The sequence below is a fragment of the Fibrobacter sp. UWH4 genome, from assembly GCF_900142475.1.
GTDB lineage: Bacteria > Fibrobacterota > Fibrobacteria > Fibrobacterales > Fibrobacteraceae > Fibrobacter.
In genome coordinates this window covers 233,737-256,650 of sequence record NZ_FRAY01000002.1, presented here as the reverse complement: position 1 = coordinate 256,650, position 22,914 = coordinate 233,737, and the positions used below count along the sequence as shown (strand labels likewise).

Annotated in this window: 23 protein-coding genes; 14 read left to right on the top strand and 9 right to left on the bottom strand. The window is 48.3% G+C overall.

Annotation, left to right across the window (positions count from 1 at the left end):
• Positions 1 to 34: 34 nt before the first annotated feature.
• Positions 35 to 940 (top strand): LysR family transcriptional regulator, encoded by a 906-nt coding sequence (locus tag BUA93_RS03930; RefSeq protein ID WP_072977627.1) that lies wholly within the window; start codon positions 35 to 37, stop codon positions 938 to 940.
• A 1-nt stretch (position 941) separates the two neighbouring features.
• Here BUA93_RS03930 and mnmA read toward each other — a convergent pair whose 3' ends face one another.
• The 5 genes from mnmA to BUA93_RS03905 all read right to left on the bottom strand — a co-directional run bounded on the left by mnmA (position 942) and on the right by BUA93_RS03905 (position 4,936).
• Entirely contained in the window at positions 942 to 2,027 is a 1,086-nt protein-coding gene (mnmA, locus tag BUA93_RS03925) for a tRNA 2-thiouridine(34) synthase MnmA (protein ID WP_072977625.1), read from the bottom strand.
• Between the two features lie 14 nt (positions 2,028 to 2,041).
• Complete coding sequence (locus tag BUA93_RS03920) at positions 2,042 to 2,587, bottom strand: RBBP9/YdeN family alpha/beta hydrolase (protein WP_072977623.1); 546 nt, start codon at positions 2,585 to 2,587, stop codon at positions 2,042 to 2,044.
• A gap of 74 nt (positions 2,588 to 2,661) precedes the next feature.
• Complete coding sequence (locus BUA93_RS03915) at positions 2,662 to 3,504, bottom strand: class I SAM-dependent methyltransferase (protein ID WP_072977621.1); 843 nt, start codon at positions 3,502 to 3,504, stop codon at positions 2,662 to 2,664.
• 156 nt (positions 3,505 to 3,660) lie between these two features.
• On the bottom strand, positions 3,661 to 4,071 hold the full coding sequence (locus BUA93_RS03910) for a NifB/NifX family molybdenum-iron cluster-binding protein (protein WP_072977619.1): 411 nt from the start codon (positions 4,069 to 4,071) through the stop codon (positions 3,661 to 3,663).
• Complete coding sequence (locus BUA93_RS03905) at positions 4,064 to 4,936, bottom strand: radical SAM protein (protein ID WP_072978086.1); 873 nt, start codon at positions 4,934 to 4,936, stop codon at positions 4,064 to 4,066. Before BUA93_RS03905 ends, BUA93_RS03910 begins: the two co-directional genes overlap by 8 nt.
• A 448-nt stretch (positions 4,937 to 5,384) precedes the next feature.
• Between BUA93_RS03905 and nifH the strand changes: the two genes are divergently transcribed.
• From nifH to BUA93_RS03850, 11 genes are all read left to right on the top strand, one after another.
• Positions 5,385 to 6,230, top strand: coding sequence for a nitrogenase iron protein (nifH, locus tag BUA93_RS03900; RefSeq protein WP_072977618.1), 846 nt, complete (start codon positions 5,385 to 5,387; stop codon positions 6,228 to 6,230).
• An 11-nt stretch (positions 6,231 to 6,241) separates the two neighbouring features.
• Positions 6,242 to 7,870: a nitrogenase component 1 gene (locus BUA93_RS03895; protein WP_072977616.1), complete on the top strand. Its 1,629-nt coding sequence runs from the start codon at positions 6,242 to 6,244 to the stop codon at positions 7,868 to 7,870.
• Positions 7,871 to 7,885: 15 nt separating this feature from the next.
• Positions 7,886 to 9,238: a nitrogenase component 1 gene (locus BUA93_RS03890; protein ID WP_072977614.1), complete on the top strand. Its 1,353-nt coding sequence runs from the start codon at positions 7,886 to 7,888 to the stop codon at positions 9,236 to 9,238.
• Between the two features lie 382 nt (positions 9,239 to 9,620).
• On the top strand, positions 9,621 to 10,832 hold the full coding sequence (locus BUA93_RS03885; RefSeq protein ID WP_072977612.1) for a hypothetical protein: 1,212 nt from the start codon (positions 9,621 to 9,623) through the stop codon (positions 10,830 to 10,832).
• A 17-nt stretch (positions 10,833 to 10,849) separates the two neighbouring features.
• On the top strand, positions 10,850 to 11,884 hold the full coding sequence (locus BUA93_RS03880) for an ABC transporter substrate-binding protein (protein WP_072977611.1): 1,035 nt from the start codon (positions 10,850 to 10,852) through the stop codon (positions 11,882 to 11,884).
• 7 nt (positions 11,885 to 11,891) lie between these two features.
• Positions 11,892 to 12,707 (top strand): ABC transporter ATP-binding protein, encoded by an 816-nt coding sequence (locus BUA93_RS03875; RefSeq protein WP_072977609.1) that lies wholly within the window; start codon positions 11,892 to 11,894, stop codon positions 12,705 to 12,707.
• 68 nt (positions 12,708 to 12,775) lie between these two features.
• Complete coding sequence (locus tag BUA93_RS03870) at positions 12,776 to 13,468, top strand: ABC transporter permease (protein WP_254793835.1); 693 nt, start codon at positions 12,776 to 12,778, stop codon at positions 13,466 to 13,468.
• 47 nt (positions 13,469 to 13,515) lie between these two features.
• A complete protein-coding gene (locus BUA93_RS03865) occupies positions 13,516 to 14,085 on the top strand; it encodes an HD domain-containing protein (protein WP_072977606.1) in 570 nt (189 codons plus the stop codon).
• Between the two features lie 115 nt (positions 14,086 to 14,200).
• On the top strand, positions 14,201 to 15,187 hold the full coding sequence (locus BUA93_RS03860; protein WP_072978084.1) for a nucleotidyltransferase family protein: 987 nt from the start codon (positions 14,201 to 14,203) through the stop codon (positions 15,185 to 15,187).
• A 130-nt stretch (positions 15,188 to 15,317) separates the two neighbouring features.
• Complete coding sequence (locus tag BUA93_RS03855; protein WP_072977604.1) at positions 15,318 to 16,325, top strand: DsrE/DsrF/DrsH-like family protein; 1,008 nt, start codon at positions 15,318 to 15,320, stop codon at positions 16,323 to 16,325.
• 14 nt (positions 16,326 to 16,339) lie between these two features.
• Positions 16,340 to 17,503, top strand: coding sequence for a MalY/PatB family protein (locus BUA93_RS03850; RefSeq protein WP_072977603.1), 1,164 nt, complete (start codon positions 16,340 to 16,342; stop codon positions 17,501 to 17,503).
• A gap of 10 nt (positions 17,504 to 17,513) precedes the next feature.
• On the opposite strand, the gene BUA93_RS03845 is transcribed toward BUA93_RS03850, so the two are convergent.
• Positions 17,514 to 18,095, bottom strand: a complete 582-nt coding sequence (locus BUA93_RS03845; RefSeq protein ID WP_254793834.1) for a DUF6803 family protein — start codon at positions 18,093 to 18,095, stop codon at positions 17,514 to 17,516.
• A gap of 108 nt (positions 18,096 to 18,203) precedes the next feature.
• Here BUA93_RS03845 and bioB point away from each other — a divergent pair, with 108 nt between their 5' ends.
• Together bioB and BUA93_RS03835 are read left to right on the top strand one after the other, a co-directional pair.
• Positions 18,204 to 19,145 (top strand): biotin synthase BioB, encoded by a 942-nt coding sequence (gene bioB, locus BUA93_RS03840; RefSeq protein WP_072977601.1) that lies wholly within the window; start codon positions 18,204 to 18,206, stop codon positions 19,143 to 19,145.
• A 19-nt stretch (positions 19,146 to 19,164) separates the two neighbouring features.
• Entirely contained in the window at positions 19,165 to 19,761 is a 597-nt protein-coding gene (locus BUA93_RS03835) for a LysE family translocator (protein WP_072977599.1), read from the top strand.
• Between the two features lie 6 nt (positions 19,762 to 19,767).
• Here BUA93_RS03835 and pabB read toward each other — a convergent pair whose 3' ends face one another.
• The 3 genes from pabB to pdxS all read right to left on the bottom strand — a co-directional run bounded on the left by pabB (position 19,768) and on the right by pdxS (position 22,839).
• Positions 19,768 to 21,228 carry an aminodeoxychorismate synthase component I gene (gene pabB, locus BUA93_RS03830; protein WP_254793833.1) on the bottom strand — a complete coding sequence of 487 codons (1,461 nt, stop codon included), beginning with the start codon at positions 21,226 to 21,228 and terminating at the stop codon, positions 19,768 to 19,770.
• A gap of 145 nt (positions 21,229 to 21,373) precedes the next feature.
• Entirely contained in the window at positions 21,374 to 21,961 is a 588-nt protein-coding gene (gene pdxT, locus BUA93_RS03825) for a pyridoxal 5'-phosphate synthase glutaminase subunit PdxT (RefSeq protein WP_072977596.1), read from the bottom strand.
• Positions 21,961 to 22,839: a pyridoxal 5'-phosphate synthase lyase subunit PdxS gene (pdxS, locus tag BUA93_RS03820; RefSeq protein WP_072977595.1), complete on the bottom strand. Its 879-nt coding sequence runs from the start codon at positions 22,837 to 22,839 to the stop codon at positions 21,961 to 21,963. Before pdxS ends, pdxT begins: the two co-directional genes overlap by 1 nt.
• Positions 22,840 to 22,914: the final 75 nt, after the last annotated feature.

The following is a 22,914-nucleotide window of genomic DNA, read 5'->3' as shown; positions in this document are numbered from 1 at the left end:
ACTCCGAATTCCGAAATCTGAAATCCGAATTACCATGACTTTACAACAACTTAAATACGCTATCGCCATCGCCGACACACGCAACATTACCGAAGCATCCAAGCGGGTATTCATATCACAGCCGAGCCTTACGGCCGCCATTCACGAGCTTGAAGAAGAAATGGGCGTTACCATCTTTAACCGCTCCAATAAAGGCGTCACGATCACTAACGAGGGCGACGAATTTCTCTCTTACGCAAGGCAAGTCTTGGAGCAAGCAACCCTCATGGAAGACCGCTACAAAGGCGGCAAAGGCGGTAACACCATCTTCTCCGTAAGCTGTCAGCATTACTCTTTTGCGGTCAACGCATTCGTCGATGTCATTCGAAAATTCGGCGGTCCGAGCTACGATTTCACGCTCCGGGAAACACAAACTAATGAAATTATTGACGATATCGCCAAGCTAAAAAGCGAAATAGGCGTACTTTATTTGAGCGACAAGAACGAAAAAGTCATCAAAAAACTCATTCAAAAGAACAATTTGGTCTTTGAACCGCTCTTTGCGACCCCTTTGCACGTATTTATGTCGTCCAGGAACCCTCTCGCTCGAAAAGAAAAAATCACGCTGGAGGACCTGAAGCCATACCCGTACCTGACCTACGAACAAGGCGATTTCAATTCGTTCTACTTCGCCGAAGAACCGCTCACTGCCATCGATTTCGATTGTCCACGCAATATCAAGGTTCGCGACCGCGCGACACTTTTCAACTTGCTCATCGGCCTGAATGGCTACACCATTTGCTCAGGCGTCATTAGCCACAAGCTCAATGGTCGAAACATTATCGCGAGGCACCTCGACGTTCACGACAAAATGACTATCGGCTACGTGATGCGAAAAGGCGTAACGCCTTCGCGCTACGCCAAAGCATATATTGCCGCACTTTTGCGACACTGCAAATAAATTACTTGTCAATAATTGCCGAAGCGACGACGCCATCGCCCGCGTAAAGCACCAAAACTTGGCCGGGGGCGGCTGCAAATTGTGGAGTTTCGAATTCAACGCGAATGCGGCCCGGTTCCAAATCCAGAATCTTTGCCGGAGAGCCCTTGTGGCCCAAGCGAATGTGGGCATCTAGCGGCTCCCTAAGCAGTGGCGAGTTTTCGTCGACCATCAAGTTTAAGTCAATGGCAGAAACTTGAATGCAGGAAAGAGCGCTGCGGGGTCCGAGAACCACCTGATTCTTGGCAGCATCAATAGCCACCACAAAAAGCGGTTCCTTTTGGCCGCCAATGTTCAGGCCCTTGCGCTGGCCCACCGTATAATTCACGATTCCCTTGTGCTTACCCAGCACCTTGCCGCTCACATCGACAAAGTCACCCGGCACCTGGTCCGATTCTTCGAACAGCACCGAGTAATCGCCGCATTCAATAAAATCCTGGCTTTCTCGCTTGGTCGCAAAATCTTCCCAGCCGATTTCAGCGGCGAGCGCCTTGACGTCTTGCTTACGCATGTTTCCCAGCGGGAACAACACCGTCGAAAGTTGTTCCGCCGAAAGTCTCGACAAAAAATAAGTCTGGTCTTTGCCCGTATCTAAGGCGCGGTACAAAAAGGGTTCATTCTCGTTTTTGAAATCGAGGCGTGCATAATGCCCTGTAGCAAAATAATCAAACTCGATTCCCATTTTGCGTGCTGCCAAATGCAATGCGCCAAACTTGATGGACTGATTGCAACGCACGCACGGGTTCGGCGTACGGCCAGCACGGTATTCGGCGCGGAAATAATCCAACACCTTTGTTTTGTATTCACCTGCGACGGGAACTACATAATGCGGGATTCCCAGACGGTCTGCCACCAGTTTCGCTTCTTCGATATTCTTGTCCTCACTCGGACCGTAACAGCCTTCGCGGCCTTCTACCGCGGGCATATTCACCGAACCGTCCCACGTAGCCATGGTGAGTCCTACCACATCGTACCCTTGCTTTTGCAACAAGTACGCCGAAAGGGCTGAATCTACACCGCCTGAAAGTCCTACTGCCACACGCTTCATTATTTACCTTACGATTATTGCGACAAACCTTTCTCAAATTCTGCCAAGAATGCACGGCCCTGTTCCCATTCACCTAGATTCGAGTCGGAATTGATGTGTCCCAGCGCACCCGCGTTAAACAGCTTTGCGCCCCACGCCTCAGCAAAGAACTTCGTGCGCTCGGGTGTCATGTACGGGTCGTTTTCGCTACCGACGATGCAAGCTTGCACCGGGAGCCTTTCGGTAGGCATCGGAGCAAAGTTCTTGATGACATCAACAGAGTCGGCATCGGCAGGTGCCACAAGGAAGGCCCCCTTGATATTTGCCGGAAGATTCCCTTGCTGCTTCGCACGCAAAAGCCAAAGGGCTGTCGTAACGACGCCTAGACTGTGCGAAACAAGAATTGTGTCGTCTTTCAACTGACGAATGGCCTCGTCAAGAGTTGCGATCCAATCTTCTTTTTGCGGCTTATCCCAACAATGCTGGTAAACGCGACTTGCGCTTGGCAGACTCTTGGTCCAAAAAGTCTGCCAATGGCTCGGGCCAGAATTATTCAAACCGGGAACAATTAAGTAATGCATTTATGAAGTCCTTTTTCTTTCCTACAAAAATAGTATAAAAACAAAGGCTCCGCAAATCGTTATTGCCGTTTTGCCTACTTTTTTGCCGCAATCAAACGCACTGAATCAAAAGGTTTTAGATTATCCGTCAAAAAATATCGTTGCTGTAGTGCATTTTCGCCAAGGAATTCGTCGACCTTGAATCCGTAACGCTCAAGCACCTCGAAAACCTCGCGGTCCAGGTAGCCTTCGGCCATGGTTTCGCCGCAATCGGCAACGATTTTTCGCAATTCTTGTACAGAATTCGAATAGGCATCTTTTTGCAGGTAATCAAATACAATCGAAATGTCTGTAGACGCGATTCCCGAAAACTGTCGCACCGTTTCTGCGAAAACAGAAAGCGGAAGATAATACGAAACGCCCAGAATACTGATAACCGTTGGCTTTTTGCGGTCAAAGCCGTTTGCGACGAGTCTTTCGACAATGCTGTCTTTGCTGAAGTCGACTGCGACAAAATGAACATTCTCCGAAACGCTCCACTTGAGTTCGCGAATGCGATTTTTCTTGTAGCTTTGCGTCGGCAGCAAATCCAGTTCAAAAACTTCGACATTCGGGTCTTTATTGCGGAACGAGAACGTGTCTACTCCCGCACCGCAAATCACGTATTGAATCTTACCCGAACGTGCAAGGAGCTTTACGCGGTCCTCGGCAAAACGGCTCCGAGAAAGTACAATTGGGAGAAAGTATTTTTTGTTGAAATATTCGACCGAATTTTCCGACTCTTGTGGAAACCGCTTTAGAATCAGGCGTGAAACATTTTCGTACTCCTCGCGACCCATCAGGTCAAACGCCAGAAAATCGTTGAAAATCGTATGGTCCGATTGTAAAGAATGCCAGGCTCGCGCAAAGGCGCATAATTTTGCTGTTAAACTTTCCATTTATTTTTCCTTTTTAAAATTTAAGTTGAGGGCCCTAGCCCATAAGAAACGCCCGCGTAGGCTAACCATACACGGGCGACAAAAATGAATACCGCAATAAACGCCCGTCAACATCGGCCGTTCATACAACAAAATTTTGCAATCTGGAGCATCATTTTATTTGTCCTGCAATCCCTTGAGTCTTTGGGTGCGTTCCGCTATCTTTTTACGGTACACGTTGATTTTTGCAATCGCTTCGGCAATGGGAAGTGCGATATCGAAAGCGCGCACGTTAAAGCGCGTTAACGCCTGTACCGCCTGCGGGCCAAGCTGCGAGCAGAGAACGTAATCTAGATCGGCTAGATTTTTTGCTGCCGAAAACATTGACGAACGCTCCACATCTCGTTGTCCGCAAGTGCCATCTCCGCACGAACCATCGCAATGCTCCGGCTTTACGCGGACTTCGATTTTTTCAAATTTTCCGCTTTCTTCATCGACTTCGTAGACATCGAACGCTGCGGCATGTCCAAAGTGAACATTGACATTTTCGCCATCGTTTGTGGCGACTGCAACTCTATATTTAGCCATGAGAGAAAGTCTCCTTTACACGGATACGGTCCATGTAGATTTGCGCGCCGACATCGTAAACGCCCGGGACGCCAACGGCGTCGGCACGGCAATGGGCGCAATGCTTGAACACGTTGATGAACACTCCCGCCTGCTCCTGCGCAATCGCAAGGGTCTTTGGCGTCGGGGCCGGAATATCCTTAAAGCCATTTTGCGGAATCAACGGAATGATATTGTACATGATGGCGCCCGCTTCGCGCACGGTGGCCGCCACATCTTCGATGTGCTTGTCGTTAATGCCCGGGCAAAGAACCGTATTCACTTTGATAAGCGTTCCGCTTTTCGCCACCTTGCGAATGCCTTTGAGCTGGTTGTGAATCAGGATTTTTGCGGCTTCTACGCCCGTATAGGTTTTGCCGTGGTAGAAAATTCTCGCGTTAATCATCGCCTCGATTTCAGGGTCCACGGCATTCACCGTAACCGTGAGCGAATCAATGCCGACATCGATGACTTCGTCTGCCTTATCGTTCAGCAAAAGTCCATTGGTGCTCATGCAACGAATGAGCTGCGGGAATTCCTTTTTTACCAGGCGGAATGTATCTAGCGCAAAAGGCGTTGCCAAGGTGTCGCCAGGGCCCGCAATTCCCACCGTAGTGAGTTCCGGCACGAATTCTAATGCCTTGCGAATGTATCCGCATGCCTCTTCGGGCTTAATCACCTTACTTGTATTCCCCGGTACCTGAGCATCTTCGTTAATGCGCCTATCACAAAAACGACACTCGATGTTGCAACCTGGAGCGACTGGCAAATGAATGCGCCCCTTTCGGTTTTTGCAAGCACCAAAACACGGGTGTTCTCTAAAAACTGTTTCTTGACTGGTTGCCATAAAACCTCGCAAGGTATAGAAACCCTGCACAAAAAATGATCGGCAAAGAACCGATTTAGTTTGTATTAAATATTGTGAACGTTCTGCCTAGCGTTCTGTAGCGTTGTTAATACCTTGACTTCTTTGCCAAAGAAGTCTGGGTGAAAAATAAAAAAAGAGAATAGTCAGTTTCAATACGAATCTGTGGGGAAAATGAAAAAAAATCATTTTGTTAAAGGAGTGATAGGTCTGTTTGGGTGCTAGTTATAGTTGGGCGTTATTGCAAAACCAATTTTTTAACAAACTATAGTTTTATGCGGATTGGAGCGATAAATGATTTTTATAACAAAAGTGGAAATTAGAATTTTTTTGACTAAACGGATTCAAAATGTATTGGAAAGAGTTGACTTAAATTCTAACTTGACTTTGCCTAGTAATTTTGTAGGAAAACATAAGGAGACACGATAACATGTCTAAGAAATTACGTCAAATCGCTATTTACGGAAAAGGTGGCATCGGTAAGTCCACCACGACTCAAAACTTGACCGCAGGCCTTGTAGAACAGGGAAAGCACGTTCTTGTGGTTGGTTGCGACCCTAAAGCAGACTCTACTCGCCTTTTGCTCGGTGGCCTTCATCAAAAGACGGTGCTTGACACCATTCGCGATAACAAAACCGAAATTCAGCTTTCTGACCTCGAAAAAGTGGGCTTTAAGGGCGTGCGCTGCGTGGAATCCGGCGGCCCGGAACCGGGCGTGGGTTGCGCAGGCCGCGGCATCATCACTTCCATTAGCATGCTCGAACAACTCGGCGCCTATACCGAAGACCTTGATTACGTTTTCTACGACGTGTTGGGCGACGTGGTGTGCGGTGGTTTCGCTATGCCGATTCGTGAAGGCAAGGCCAAGGAAATTTATATCGTGGCTTCCGGCGAAATGATGGCTCTCTATGCCGCCAACAACATTTGTAAGGGTATTGCCAAGTACGCCCAGCATGGTGAAGTTCGTTTGGGCGGTATCATTTGTAACAGCCGTAATGTGGATAACGAACTTGACCTGCTCCGTGCATTCACCAAGGAACTCAACACGCAGCTCATTCAGTTCGTACCGCGCAACAACATTGTGCAGCAGGCCGAAATCCGCAAGAAGACCGTAATTGAATTCGAACCTAAGTCCAGCCAGGCAAACGTCTACCGTGAACTCGCCAAGAATATCGACGAAAACGAACTCTTTACCATTCCGACCCCGATGACGCAGGATCGTTTGGAACAAATTCTCATCGATTACGGCATGATGGAAAAAGACTACCAGATTTAATGTGAGGGTTCATGGCCAAGACTAATATTAATTTGAACATGACCTCAGTCGAAAACCGCGAATATCGACTGGGTACGATTATCGGCTGGGACGGCAAGGCAAGCGACCTTATTAAGGAATCGGCCTACGACGAACGCAGTGCGAAAAAGCATGGCGGCTGCGCAGGCAAGGGCTCGGGCTGCAAACTTTGCGAATTGAGTTCTCCGCTGAACCAAGAAACCATGTGTTCTAACGCAATTGTGCAGTGCCAGGTGGGTAACCTTACGGACTGCGCCCTGATTGACCATTCTCCTATCGGTTGCAGCGGCGAAAATTCCAAGTTTAACCTTTCTATGCATAACGGACTTCGCCGTCGTGGAAAGCCCCTGCAGAATACGCTAAACATCAGTACGAACCTGAAAGAAAAGGACATGGTCTTTGGCGCTTCCGAAAAACTCCGCCAGACAATCCTTGACGCAAAGGAACGCTTTAACCCCAAGGCGATCTTCATTGGCATGGCTTGCGCTACCGCCATCATTGGCGAAGACATCGATTCTATTGCCGAAGAAATGGAACCGGAAGTTGGCGTGCCTATTATTCCGCTGCATTGCGAAGGTTTTCGTTCCAAGCACTGGTCTACGGGTTTTGACGTCGCGTTCCATGGTGTACTTCGCCAGATTGTGGAACGCCACCCGACCAAGAAACAGAATGACTTGCTCAATATCGTCGCCCTTTGGGGTTCGGACTATTTCTCCGAAATGCTTGCTCCGCTTGGACTGCGCGTAAACTACCTTTTGGATACCGCCTCTTTCGAAGAAATTCGCCAAGCCTCCGAAGCAGTCGCTACCGCTACCTTCTGCGATACGTTGGGCGGCTACATGGCAACAGCACTTGAAGAATCTTTCGGCGTTCCGCAGATTGATGCTCCGCAGCCTTACGGCATCAAGGGTACCGATGCATGGCTTCGCGCTATCGCAAAGGTGGTCGGCAAAGAAAAAGAAGCCGAAGAATACATCGAAAGCGAACACAAGCGCATTGCTCCAAAGCTTGCCGAACTCCGCGAATTTTTCAAGGGCAAGAATGGCATCGTGATGACGGGTTCTGCATACGCACACGGCCTCATCAGCGTGCTTTCGGAACTGGGAATCGGTCACGATGCAGCTCTCGTATTCCACCACGACCCCGTTTATGACGGCGGTGGCGAACATCAGGATACCTTGAAAGAATTGGTCGAAACCTACGGCGATATTCCGCACTATACCGTTAGTAAGACCCGCGCCTTCCAGCTTCCGCAGCTTCTGAAACGCGCCAAGACGGATTTCTTGCTCATTCGCCATCCGGGTCTCGCCTCTGTCGCGGGCCACCTCGGATTCCCGACCCTTACCATGGGCGACGAACATATCCCGGTGGGCTACCAGGGCATTCTCCGCATTGGCGAAATGCTCAAGGGCGTGATTGCACGTACAAAGTTTAACCAAGTGCTTAAACGCAACGTGAAACTTCCGTATTCTGACTGGTGGCTTGCTCAGGACGATCCGTTCTACCTGACGCACCATCCGGAAGCACTTGAAGATTTGCCGGAACCGAGATATCTCAAGTTCAGCAAAAGCAAAAAGAAAGACAACGATAACGGCGAAGAAAATAATTCGGAAAATGTATAACTAGGGAGTTTCAAAATGTCTGATTCTACAATTAAAAGAAAAAAGAGTAATTCCATTTCGGACCCCCGATACGCTTGTGCGGTTGGTGCATCTCATACGGTTGTAGCGATTAAGGGTGCAGTTCCCATTGCCAACTGTTCTCCGGGTTGCCAGCTTAAGCAAACGGCTTTTCTCACCTTCGAAAATGGCTTTCAGGGCAGTATTTATGCCGGCGCTGGTAACATGCCGAGTGCAAACTCCACTGAAAACGACATCGTCTTTGGCGGCATCAAGACTTTGGATCAGTTGATCAAGTCGACGCTCAAGGTGTTCAATGGCGACCTCTACGTTGTGCTTACCGGTTGCGTGGGAGGTCTTATCGGCGACGATGTTTCGAGCCTGGTTCGTGGCTACCGCGATTTGGGTTACCCGATTGTGTCTGTCGATACAGCTGGTTTCAAGGGCAACAACCTTTTCGGCCACGAAGAAGTCGTGAACGCGATTGTCGACCAGTTCGTTGGCGATTACAAGGGTAAACGCAAAAAAGGTCTTGTCAATCTTTGGTTTGAAACTCCTTACTACAACCAGAACTGGCGTGGAGACTATCAGGAAATTGCCCGTATTCTCCGTGGTGCCGGTTTTGAAGTCAATGTTCCCTTCGGACCCGAAAACGAAGGTGTTAAGGATTGGTTGCGCATTCCGAAGGCCCAATTCAACTTGGTGATTTCGACCTGGGTGGGCGTTCGAAACGCAGAACACCTCCAGGAAAAATACGGTCAGCCGTTCCTGCACATTCCTGAAATTCCGCTCGGCGCCGAAGCGACAAGCGAATTTATCCGTAAAGTTGTCGAATTTGCCGGAATTGACAAGAAACAGAGCGAAAAGTTCATCAAGGAAGAAAACAGAATCTATTACTACTATCTGGAACACTTCTCTGAATTCTTCGCCGAATACTGGTTCGGTATGCCCAGCGAATTTGCCATTACCGCAGATTCCGCCTACACGCTTGCCTACACCAAGTTCCTCGTAGACCAAATCGGTCTTATTCCGCGCAAGGCGATCATCAGTGACGATCCGCCAGAAAAATTCCGCAAAGGTATCAAAGATGCGTTCCACAACATTAGCGAAGGTGTCGATGTTGACGTGGAATTTGAAGAAGATGGCTACCTGATTGAAAAGTCCATTAAGGAAGTGAATTTCTCTTCGGGCAAGCCTTTGATTCTTGCGTCTTCTTGGGAAATCAATATCGCCAACGAAAAGAATGCGCTGCTTTTCGAAATTACTCCGCCGTCCAGCGAAACGTTGATTATCAATCGTAGTTTCGTCGGTTACAAGGGTGCGCTTAATTTACTCGAAAAGATTTATAGCACATCTGTCGGTGGTAAATAATTTCAAGATAAATTAACTTCAATCCATTTACTCTCCTAACACAAAAATGTCGCCTGATTTTCAGGCGGCATTTTCTCAAAAGTAAAAGTCACTTTTTGTCACTGTCTTAGTTCAAGTTTAACCCTATATTAAGTTATAAAGAAAAAGTATTTTACAAACACATTTTTATTTCTACTTTTTACGCACAAAAATTCGAGAACATTATGTTCCGAAGAGCAAACAAATCAAAACGAGGATACCTATATGTGTAGACTTTATAATTTTGCTCAAGGCATTCGCCAGTAAGCACTCAACCCCACCAAACAAAATTTAATCAAGTCGTGCAAAATTTTTTTTGCATGGTTGCTCAACTCATAAAAATTTTCAATCAGGAGATTTGTAAATGAATATCAATTCGAAAAATATTGCTGCCAAGATTATTCTTTTGTCTGCAATCACCTCTTTCGCCGCCGAACCGATTTCGGTCACCACAAAAACCGGCGTAACCGCAACACTCTACGGTTTTGCTTCTCTCAACGCCGCCTACGAAGATTCCAAGAGCAATAACGGTAACTTTGCCAACTTCGTTGCAGCCTCGGATCTTACCAACGAAAACGACGGTGGCTGGCACTTGACTCCTAACCTGACTCGAATCGGCTTCAATCTTTCGAGCGGTAGCGATACGACTTATTTCAAGGCCAACGGTAAAGTCGAAGTAGACTTTTACGGTGGTGGCTCAGCCAACAATCCCAACCCGCGTCTCCGTCACGGCTACGGTGAAATTTCTTTCGGCAAGACTGGCTTCTCTATTTTGGGCGGTCAAACTTGGGACGTGATTTCTCCGTTGGTAACCCCGACGCTTAACGCAGGCGTTCTCAATAACTCCGGCGACGCAGGCCTTCGTAGGGCTCAGCTGAGACTCACCGAGAAAATCCCCGTTGGCGAAGGCTCCGTGGATATTGCCGCCGCTGTTGTCCGCACCATTGGTGAAAACCAACCGTACAACTCCTCCTCTGCCTCTGAAACCGGTACCGACGCCGACATTCCTACTTTCCAGGGCCGCATCGGCATTGCGCTTCCGCTGTGGGTAGATAACAAGAAGGCTGGCCTGGGTGTTTCTGGCCATTACGGACAAGAAGAAATCGACTTGGACGCAACCGGCAAAACCAAGGATATTCCCACCTGGTCTGCTAACGTTGACTTGACTCTCCCTGTTACAAGTTCCATCACCCTCCTTGGCGAAGGATTTATCGGCGAGAATCTGGATACGTATGCAGCCGGCATCGGGCGCGGATTTGTCGCCAACACCGAAGATCCCGAAAGTGTCAAAAGCATCAAGGCGTACGGTGGTTGGTTCGCTCTGCAGGCTAAACTGATTCAAAAACTGGCAATTAATGGTGGCGCAGGTATTGACAAACTGGACCGCGATGACATCGAAACTGTGGGCGGCCGCGAGCAGAACATATCCATTTTCGCAAACGCCACCTACAGCCTGACTGATGCCTTCTCGCTCGGGATTGAATACCTCCACGTTCAAACAGATTACCTGATCGCAGGCACCGTAAAAGAAGCAGACTTGAACCGTTATCACCTTTCCGCAACTTATGGCTTCTAACATAGGAGAATTTCACAATGACTCAGAATTATCATAAAAAACATTCTCGGATTGCATTGGCAATCCTCTTTAGCCTCGCCTGCGCTACTTCTGCAATCGCCGCAGACAAGATTTCCATCGGTTACCTGTCTTCTACAGGTCAAGGAAAATTCTTTATCGCTAAAGACGCTGGCATTTTCGAGAAAAATGGCCTTGACGTAACGCTCGTTGAATTTTCGAATTCCGGCGACGGCATTGCCGCTGTCCGCGCAGGTAAACTCGATGCAGGTGCATTCGGTTCACTCGCTCCGCTTATCCACATTTCGCAAGGTGCCGACATCCGCGTGATTGGTGGCATCATGGGCGGCGACCAGGCGGTGATTACCCGCAAAGAAAACGCAGGCTCCGTCAAAAAGTTGAGTGACCTCAAGGGCAAGAAAATTGCCACCATTCGCTTGGGCACTGCTGACGCCATCGTTCGCGGCGGCCTCAAGAAGGAGGGCGTTGATTGGCGCAAAGACGTTACCATCGTAGAACTCAAGAATCCGCCTGCAGTGATCGAAGCCGTCAAGAACGGAAGCGTATTTGCAGGCGTTACTTGGGGACCCCATGACCTTCGCGCCGAAGAAGCAGGCCTTTCCGTGGTGCTCCGCAGTAAGGACATTAACCCCGGCCATATTTGCTGCCGCCTCATTGCATCGCTCCGCAAAATCGAAGGTCGCGACGATGTTTACAAGCGCCTGGTCAAGTCACTGATCGAAGCCGAAGAACTGGTGCAAAATGACCACAAGAAGAGTGTGGAAATTATTGCCAAGTGGATCAAGCTCGATACCGCCCTTGTCAACAAGGCGTTCTACAGCGGGCACGTCACGCAGGATACGGACCCGAACGTGAAGGGTGTCGAATTCTTCTGGGATTTCTTGAAAGATGCCGAATTCATCAAGTCCGACAAGAAAGTTTCCGAATACGTTCGCACCGATTTCTACAAGGCCGCCATCGCAGAACTTCGCAAAGAAAATCCCAAGTCCGAATTCTACGCCAAGGCAGAAAATATTTTCAAATCCAGGAACTAAGAATAGTATGACAATAAAGCAAAATGGTTTTGAAGCATCGAATCTCGGTTTTTCGTACGATGGCAGAGCCATCTTGAAAGACATCAACTTGAAAATCAATCAAGGTGAATTCGTATGCCTGCTAGGCGAAAGCGGTAGTGGCAAGACCACTTTGCTAAACCTTCTCGCTGGGCTTGCCAAGCCGAGCGAGGGGCATGTCTACTGGAAAGGAAAAGAAATCGAAAAGCCTTCTGCAGAAAGGAGTGTAGTCTTTCAGGACTACACCCTTTTCCCTTGGCTTACCCTTCTCCAAAATGTAACGCTCGCTATTAAAAAGACAAAAAAACTGAAGACAAGTTACGCCAAAAATTTAGCAGAAGAATACTTGAATTTGGTGGGACTTTCAGGAAGCCTACATAAATACCCCTTTGAACTTTCGGGCGGAATGCGCCAGCGCGGAGCCATAGCACGCGCCTTAAGTGTCAGCGCTGACGCCCTTCTTTTAGACGAACCCTTTGGCGCTCTTGACCCGGTAAACAGGGCGAGTTTGCAAGATTTGATTTTGGAACTTTGCCGCGGTATCAAAGACCGGCCGATTACAACATTGTTTGTAACGCACGACATTCGTGAAGCTGTTTATCTCGGAAGCCGCATTATCGTTTTAGGGTCAACCCCCGGCCGCATCATTGCAGACATCCCGCTTGATTTCCCGGTAAAGAAGAATCGCGGCGACTGGTTCCGCAACGAAAAAGTCCAAGAAACCATTGCAACTATTGAAGACGCCTACCACAAGGACATCCTTGAAAAACTAGGCCACATTGTACAAGGAGGTGCCAGCATATGAGAACTTTTACAAAATACTTATCCAAGTTTTCGGGAATCCTTTTTCTTCTCTTCTTGTTAGGAATTTGGGTGCTAATCAGTTGCGGCCCGGAATGGGACAGTCAATACCTGTTCCCGTCTCCTAAGGCGATATTTAAGGCCCTCTTCGATTCTCGCGAAGAACTTTTGCGCAGCGCAGGAGCCTCTCTTTTAAAACTGGTGCCCGCCTATCTGGTGGCATCGATTGTCGGAATATCTATCGGAATCGTTTCTGGTTCCGTTCCATGGGTATCGAACATGCTAAAACCCATTTCCAGGTTTGCGGCCCCCATTCCCCCCAACGTTTATATTCCTTACGCGATAGCGATTCTTCCGACGTTCTATTTGTCTTCGACATTTATCATTTTTATTGCCGCCTTTTGGCCCATCTACTTGAATACGGCTGCCGGCGCCGCCGAAATCCCCGAAAAATACAAGCGTAACGCCGCCGTTATCGGAATCGGAAAGTTTGAATACCTGTGGAGAATCGCCCTTGTAGCAAGCCTTCCCTCGATATTTTCGGGACTGTCCGTAGGCATGGGACTTTCGTTCATCATGCTCACCGTGGCTGAACTTTTTGGCGAAAATACGGGGCTTGGTCACTTTGTGCAATTTTACGCCGACTATTCCGATTACCCCAACATGGTTGCAGGCATTCTTTGGACAGGCATTGTGGTGCTTGCGATTATGGAACTGTTTGAACTTGTTAAACGCAAACTCCTGTTCTGGACAAAAGCGAACTAGTCATTCTTCAAAATATTTATATTAGCGGTGGAAATTGGAGATATAAAATGAGCCTGACCGTCGAACGCGCAAAAGAAATCAGCAAGGGCCACGTGACCGAAGAATCGCTGGTCATCCATTCCCTCAACGTATGCTACGCCATGGGCGCCATGGCCAAACACTTCGGCGAAGACGTTGAACACTGGCAGGCCGTGGGCTACCTGCACGATTACGACTACCAGGAATTCCCCGAAGAACACCTGCAGCACACCGAAAAGGAACTGCTTGCGCAGGGCGTCTCCGAAGAAGACGTGCGCGCCATTTTGGCACACGGCTTTGAAATCGTGAACCAGGTGGAACCCAGGACAAATATGGAAAAGAGTCTGTTCACCGTGGACGAGCTCACCGGAATCATCCAGGCTTGCGCGAGAATGCGCCCCAACGGAATTTTGGACCTCGAAGTGAAAAGCTTCATGAAGAAGTTCAAGGACAAGAAATTCGCCGCCAAGTGCAACCGCGACTACATCCTGAAAGGCTGCGCACTGCTCGGCATGGACGTGAAAGACGTCGCCGCCATCTGCATCGAGGGCATGCGCGAACACGCCGCAGAAATCGGATTGGCGGGGAACGCCGCGTAATTACGACGCTATCCAAAACCGTAAAGTTTTCCAAAAACTGTAATGAAAAATGCCAAAGTATCTTGTGAAAGAGCTTTGGCATATTTTTTGCATTCTATGGGGCGCAGGATTTAATATGATTACGCTGAACGACTATTTATATTCTGGAAACACGGTGCTGAAAATTTTGCACCAGTATTCTAACGACCTCAGGAACGGTGCGAAGGAAACGCGCAACAGCATCGACCTTGCGCATTCGAATTTTCTGATTCAGATTATTGAATTGCTGGAGCACAATGACTTTTTGACTTCGCAGTCACAGCGGATCAAGGAATTCTACAAGTTCATGACGCGGGAATACCCGTTCTTGGCTTTTACTTTCAAGGGTCGCATTAAGTCGCTGATTCGCGCCGAAGAAAAATTCAATGGTTACATCCTTGAATACATTTACGGCTACTACAAAAAAAACGGGAAGTTCCCGACGGAAGCCGAAATCAAGAGCAAGCTGAACTTTCGCGACTTGATTGCTTACCGCATTGTGATTTCGATGCCGGTTTGCCACATTAAAAAGGGCGAGAACCGCCGCGAAGTAGAAGAAAAGTATCTGTACGAAATCGCGAACGTGCTGCCGGAATTCTTGGAAGAGCGCGGCTTTACGGCAGAGATCACGAAGTACACGGAAGATGGTCATTCGGAATTGTTGAATGAACAAGTGCGGCCGTATTACCACGATTCGGTGGCATTCCCGAGAAGTTCGGGCTACCAATCGCTGCATATTATTTTCTACGACAATCTGGCCCGCTGCTTTACCGAGGTGCAGTTGCGCACCAAGGACATGGACGATTTTGCCGAAATCGGCGAGGCAAACCATTTTGGCTACGAGAAAACGCAAGAGACCAGGCGCTCCAAACACGATCAGATTCCTAGTGGTGAGTGCGTCTATTTTGACGAGGCCTATGAGCGTCTTATGAAATTGCAGGAACTCGAACTTGCCAAAATAGACGTGAACATGTTCAAGGCTATCAACAATCAGCTAATAAACGACGGTTGCGGCCTTTTCCGCGGTCGTCAGATCTTGCCGTTCGAGCACCTGTCCCGCTTCCAGAACGACTTGATTGACTGATTTGATTGAAAAGCTATAAAAAAAATGTATATCCCGAAATATTGCACCGTTTAGGTGCAATTTTTATTTTTGTGAATCATATCGTTAAATCTGTGAGTTACCGTCATTAAATTTTTTTCTACACAACAAAATGTCCGAAGTCAAAAAATTCCTTGCAAAATATTTTCACAAGATTGATTCCAAAAACTCAATCTTGTTGGATGTTCGCGAACCGAGCGAGTCCATTGTACGTCCCGTAAGTGGGGCTATTCTAATTCCATTTTTTGAGTTGTCCAAGAAGATTGATTGCATCCCGAAAGACAAGCCTGTTTACGTATTCTGTTCTACAGGTGACCGTTCCGAACAAGTTGCCGAAATTCTCGCCGATCGCGATTATGACGTGTACAATGTAGAAGGCGGGCTTGACGCCGTCCCGAAAATTCACTATGTGGATGCTAAGGATCTCAAGTGCCCAGGTCCAATCGTGAAGGTGGACGAAGCTGTCAAAAGCGTATCTGTTGGCGAAGAAGTTCAGGTGGAAGCGACCGAGAAGGCTTTCTTCTCGGATGTGAATGTCTGGTGCCAGCGTACCGGCAATGAATTGAAATCGCTTTCCGAAAAAGACGGCGTAATCTATGCGACCATCGTAAAGCGCGATGTTCTTCCCGCTCCCGAAAGGAAGGGGTTTGAACATGACAAGACGTTTGTTGTTTTTAGCGGCGATTTGGACAAGGCGATTGCCTCGTTCATCATGGCGAATGGTGCTGCCGCCATGGGCCGCTCGGTTACCATGTTCTTCACCTTCTGGGGTGTAAGCATTTTGCGTAGGCCCGATAAGGTGCGCGTCAAAAAATCGTTCATCGGGAAAATGTTCGGCTTCATGATGCCCCGCGGTTCCAAGAAACTCGGACTTTCGCGCATGAACTTTGGCGGTATTGGCGCCAAGATGATTCGCGCGGTTATGAAGAAAAACGGGGTTTCTTCGCTAGAAGAACTGATTGAAAGCGCGAGGCAGAAGGGCGTAAAATTCGTTGCCTGTCAGATGTCGATGGAATTGATGGGAATTACGCCCGAAGAACTCATCGACGGCGTGGAACTTGGCGGTGTTGCGACCATGCTCGGCTCCACTGAAAAATCCGACTTGACGTATTTTATCTAGACGACCCCTGCGATATGTACGATTTCGACACCGTAATCGATCGACGAAATGGCGATTCTATAAAATGGAAAGTCGCCGAAAACGAGCTGCCCATGTGGGTGGCGGATATGGATTTCCGGACTGCCCCCGAAATTTTGGATGCGCTCAAAAGCCGCCTGGATCATGGCGTTTTCGGGTATGCGGATGTTCCCGACGCCTGGTACAATGCTTACATCAATTGGTGGGGTAGGCGGCATCACTTGAAAATGGAGAAAGAAAATTTGGTTTTCTCTGCAGGCGTGATGCCTTCGATTTTCTCCGTAATCGAGCGGCTTGCCGCTCCGGGCGAAAACATCGTCATCCAATCTCCAGTCTACAATAACTTCTACAACTGCATCGAAAATGGCGATTGTAATGTTGTCGAAAATAAACTTTTGTATAAGAGCGGGACTTACGCCATCGATTTTACGGATCTGGAACAAAAGCTATCGAATCCGCAGACAACAGTGATGATTCTCTGCAATCCCCACAACCCGATTGGAAAAATCTGGAGTGCGGAAGATTTGGCAAAAATCGGCGAACTTGCCAAGAAGTACAATGTCATCGTCATTTCCGATGAAATCCACTGCGACATTACGGAGCCTGGGAAAAGTTACGTGCCGTTTGCGGCGGCTTCCGAAACTTGCCGCGAAGTAAGCGTTACTTGCATAGCGCCCACGAAGACTTTCAACTTGGCGAGTCTCCATACTTCGGCGGTATATGTAGCAAGCCCCACTTTGAGGCGCAAGGTACGGCATGCGTTGTACACGGACAAGATCGCCGCGCCCAATTCCTTTGCGACGGTGGCCGCGATTGCTGCGTTTGAACAGGGCGAGCCATGGCTTGAAAGCCTGCGCGAATACATCTGGGAAAACCGGAAACTGGTCGAAGACTTTTTGGCGAAAGAACTTCCGGAAATCAAGGCTGTCAAGGGCGACGCCACTTACCTTGTGTGGCTTGACATTTCGGCGTTGCCTGAAACTGGGCGAAATGTTGCCGCCTATTTAAGGCGTAAAACGGGACTGCTTCTTATAGGCGGCGATGCTTACGGTGCCGGCGGCGAACATTTCTTAAGAATGAACATCGCCTGCCCTAAGAGTGTATGCCTAGAAGGGCTGAATCGGCTTAAACAGGGAATTGCAGCGTTACTACAAGCGTGATTTTTACGCATCAGTGATGATGCGAATGGTCATGCATGGAATGGCCTTGCTGCAAAAAATCCTGCTGAATATCGCCGTGTGAATGATGGTGAGAATGATTCATCTCAACGGATTGCTTTGTTGGTTGGTAGCCTGCAATGGACGGATCTACCATACCAAAAATCATGGCGATGTGAGACAGAACCAGGAATGCTGCCAGCAAGGAAATGCGAATGACGTTTCTTTTCTTCGGCTCAGCATGCTTAAAGAGAAGCTTCAAGTTGAGCAACGCCAGCAGAATCATCGGGATACCCGCTAATAGGTACGAGAAGATGGCGACCGCATCGACCCAGGTCCTGAATTCCCCGTTGGAAGCGAGCGGCAGGACCACTGTAGGGACGAGGTAAAGAATGATGCCGATAAACGCAATGCCAGCGAGAACGCCGCTTACGCGGTTCACTTTTTTTGTCAACCCGGCTCTTTGTGAGAGTAGCGGAATCAACAGTTCCGTAATCGCGATGGTTTCTGCCAAGATGACAGGAATCGCCATGAACAGAATCAAGTTCCACGGCGAGTTCTGCATCAGTAAATCCATATAATGGGTAGAAGACATAAGATTCTCCAGAAATTATTTCCTATATTTTATGTAGGAAAGTAGTAAAAGCTGACTTTTGAAACCACATTTGGGGTTATATTATTTTTCTATAGGGATTTTTTTACCATGAATCGACAAACGGCTCTTGATATTTTGAATGCGAATGCGGATTCCTTGCCTAACTTGATTGAACAGGCATATCAGCTGCGTACCAAGTACAAAGGCAACCGCGTAAGCATCCAGTTGCTCACCAATGTCCGCAGCGGAAACTGCACGCAGAACTGCGCCTATTGCGCCCAGTCTCGCGATTCCGAAGCACCGATTGAAAAGTACCGCTATGTAGAAGACAAAAAGCTGTATGGTGACAACGACCTCGTTGATGAAATGCATTTGGCGAGGCACTGCATCGGACTTAGCGGCATCCGTTTTGCGGACGACGATATCGAAAAACTTGCCGAACGCATCCGCAAGATGAAAAAGAACGACACGCAAATCTGCTGTTCCATCGGATTCCTGACCGAAAAACAGGCGTTGATTCTTAAGGAAGCTGGCCTCAATCGTATCAATCACAACCTGAACAGCAGCCGTCGTTTTTACCCGAGCATCTGCACCACGCACACTTACCAGGAACGAATTGACAACTTGAAAATGCTGAAGGGCCTCGGCTTCGAAATCTGCTCCGGCGGCATCATCGGCATGGGTGAAACGCCCGAAGATGTGGTGGACATGCTTTTTGAACTGCTTGAAATCAATCCGGATTCGGTGCCGATCAACTTCTTGTTGCCGGTAGAAGGCACACGCCTTGCTACCCGCGACATTTCGGCACTCACGCCCGAATACTGCATCAAGGTGCTTTGCCTGGCTCGCCTGATGCTCCCGAAATCGGACATCCGCTGCGCCGCCGGCCGCGAGGTGTATTTCAAGGGGCACGAAAAGACGCTTTTCAAGGTGGCCGATTCCATATTCGCGTCGGGCTACCTCACCGAAGGCGGCCAGAGTCTCGAAGAAACATTCCGCACCATCGAGGCGGCAGGCTTCACCTGGCAAGTGGAAAGCACAGATAAATAATCGTCGTGCGGGGCACATCGTGTCACTAGAAGTTGCACTTTCATTTTTGCTTTACGCCTTTGTTTCGGGAATTACCCCGGGACCCGCGAATCTTTGCTCGCTGTCCGTGGCAATGAAAAGTGGAAAAAGTGTGGCGATAAAGCAATGGTACGGGCTTTTTACCGGATACACGATTGTTGCGCTTGCGTCCGTTTTTATCGTTTATTTTATTAGCAGTGCATTTGAAAGTTTTATTGAAATATTCTCGTTTATTGGAGCAATTTATATTGCGTATCTAGCTATAAGCCTTTTGCTTCAAGCGATTAAACCATACGATGAAATTCGCAACAACCGCGCCACCGGCAATTTCCGCACGGGCCTTTTCGTGCAACTTACAAACGTGAAGATAATGGTGTTTTGCTTGACGGCGATTACGACCTACATGCTTCCTTACCACCAGGATTTTCCGCACATCCTTATATTTGGCCTAGTCTTGCCATTCACAGGGCCTGTTTGCAATTTGGCGTGGCTTTTCGCGGGCGTTTTGCTTCAAGGTATATTCCGAAAACACCACCGAATTTTCTATACGCTCATGGGACTATCGCTACTTTACTGCGCGATTGGAATTGTGTGGTAAATAGCGTTAAGCCAATTCCACTTCGACAACGCCGCGCACTGAATTGAAACAGTAGATTTTCTCGGCAGTTTCAAGGTCGCGTGGATACAAGATTTTTTCTTGGATTTTGCCTTCACGGAGCAACTTTTGTCGGGTAATTCCGTTTAAAAGTCCGCACTTGATTGGCGGAGTGTAAATGATCCCGTTCTGTTTGATGCCTATGTTAGTGAAGGTTCCTTCGGTAATTTCGCCTTTTTCGTTAATCCCAATTTCATCGAAAACATCCTTGGGTGCAGGCAGGCGGATGCTGGTTTTATGGTACAAAAAAGGATTCTCTGAATTTACGTGATAGCCAATTCTGACTTTCGGATTTTGCTTTGGAGCCGGAATGGGCCTTGTCGTGACTTCGAAATGTCCATCTTTGAAAAGTTCAATTCGGTTGACAATTTCTTTATTGAATCCGATTTTTTCAATATCACAATTCCACACGAAGCCTAATTCCTGCGCTGATTTTTTGAGGCGTTCAACGTGCATCTCGAAATCGGTAATTCCCGTTTCGATAAGCGAAAAATCAGTTCTTAAGAATTCGGCCTTGGTCATAGTTTCTTCCCATTCATTTTCGGCAGTAGAATTCCACGTGATGGCGCTGCCAGCATCGTACCGATAAGTTGATTCACCATTTATTTTCTGCAAAATTCTTATCGGGACCGAAAACACGACTTCGTTTTTGTGCAAATATCCGATGGCCCCGCAATAAACGCCACGGGACTTGGGCTCGGTTTCGTCGATGATTTGCATAGTCGAAATTTTTGGAGCGCCGGTAATGGAACCGCAGGGGTAAATCGCTTCAAAAATGTCGTAAAGAGTCGCGTCGTTTCTAAGTTCCGAAGAGATTTCGGATGTCATCTGGAACAATGTTTTGTGCGCTTCAATTTCGAACATTTTGTCTGCGCGGACCGTTCCTGGTTTAGAAATCCGTCCCAAGTCATTCCGCAGCAAATCGACAATCATGATGTTTTCGGTGCGGTTTTTAAGGTCATTAAAGAGAAATTCCTTCAACTTGGCATCTTCTTCGGAATCATTCCCTCTTTTGACCGTCCCCTTCATTGGTTTTGTCCGGATTTTGTTACCGCTCAAAGTGAAGAACAGTTCAGGAGAAAAGGAGAGGATTGTTTCGTATTTATTCTGCAAAAAGGCATTGTAGGGCGTCCGCTGATTTTGCAGAAGGAAATGGTACAAATCGATTTCACTCGCATTGGTCTTTAGCGACGACGGATAAGTGTAATTCACTTCGTATGTGATACCCTTCCTAATCTGTTCCTTGATATAGGCAATCTTCTCAAAGTATTCTTCTCTGCTGATAAGCGGAGTTACAATGGTGCCGATTTTGCAATCAGGCACCTTGTGCTCAAAAGGTTTACAACTATCAAAAGCCTCGAAATAAACCAATGGCAGGTTGTCGGCGATATTTTTAAGATCATACCGCATATAACCCACAAGGTAGAGCCCCTTGTTTTTCAGAAACTCTACTTTATCTAAAGCGGGTTTGACCTGATTTGGGCAGAAAGCTTCAACGATTTCAATGGGATTTTCAAAAACTTTGTCGGCATATATCAGCATGGCGCGGCCAAAGTTAGTAAAAATGAGAAATCATTTCCAAAAAATATCGATGTACGCGCAAGTCTTCGTTGAGTTCCGGGTGGAACGAAATGGCCAGTTGATTTTTGTAGCGTACAGCGACAATTTGGTCATTGACAGTTGCTAAAACCTGGACGCCCTCGTCCACTTTTTGAATAAGCGGTGCGCGGATGAATGTCATCGGAATTTTTCCGATTTCTTCAAAGTTTTCTTCGACGTAAAAACTTCCGAGTTGACGACCGTATGCATTGCGTTCAACAGTGGCGGGGAGTGTTCCGAAGTAGGTGTGAGAATCGTTACTCAAATTGTCAGCGAGTAGAATCAATCCTGCGCAAGTTCCTAAAGTCGGGAGTCCGTTCTCAATGAGATTCTTGAGCGGTTCAAAAAGCCCCAAATCGTGGAGCAGTTTTCCTTGCACGGTGCTTTCGCCACCGGGGAGCACAAGACCGTCTAAATGGCGGTCAAGGTCGCGTAACTGCCTGATTTCAAAGACTTCGGCGCCGAGCGATTGCAGAATGCGTTCATGTTCGATGAATGCCCCCTGCACCGCGAGTACGCCAATTTGCGGTTTGTTAATTCCCATTACTTTCCCCTTTCGGCCATCAGCAGCGCGATTTCCTGTTCATTGATACCGACCATGGCTTCGCCCAAGTCTTCAGAAAGCTTGGCGATCAGCTTTGCGTCGGTATAATTGGTGACAGCCTGCACAATGGCAGCGGCACGCTTGGCGGGGTTACCCGACTTGAAGATACCGGAGCCTACGAAAACGCCTTCGGCACCGAGTTGCATCATGAGGGCGGCATCGGCGGGGGTGGCAACACCACCGGCAGCGAAGTTCACCACGGGGAGTTTCTTGTGGTCGTGAACGAAGCGCACCAGGTCGTACGACACCTGGAGTTCCTTGGCTCGGTTAAAGAGTTCGTCTTCGCGCATACTCGAAATGCGGGCGATTTCCTGGTTCATCAGGCGCATGTGTCGCACGGCCTGGACGATGTCGCCCGTACCCGGCTCGCCCTTGGTACGGATCATTGACGCGCCTTCTTCGATACGGCGCAGCGCTTCGCCTAAGTCCTTCGCGCCGCAGACAAACGGCACGTCGAATTCGCGCTTGTTGATGTGGAAAATGTCGTCGGCAGGAGAAAGCACTTCGCTTTCGTCAATGTAGTCAATCTCGATAGCCTGCAAAATCTGCGCTTCGGCAAAGTGGCCAATACGGCATTTGGCCATGACCGGGATAGAGACGGCTTCCTGAATGCCTTTGATCATCTTGGGGTCGCTCATGCGCGATACACCGCCCGCGGCACGGATGTCGGCAGGGATGCGTTCCAATGCCATCACGGCGGCGGCCCCAGCGGCTTCGGCGATTTTGGCTTGTTCGGGGGTCGTCACATCCATAATGACGCCACCCTTGAGCATTTGGGCTAGGTTTTTGTTGAGTTCGTAACGATTCTGGTCAGACATGTAAATCTCCTTGGTTGTGGAATGGTTTAATTTCAGGCTGTAATTTAAAACATTCGCTTGACCTGCACAATATTC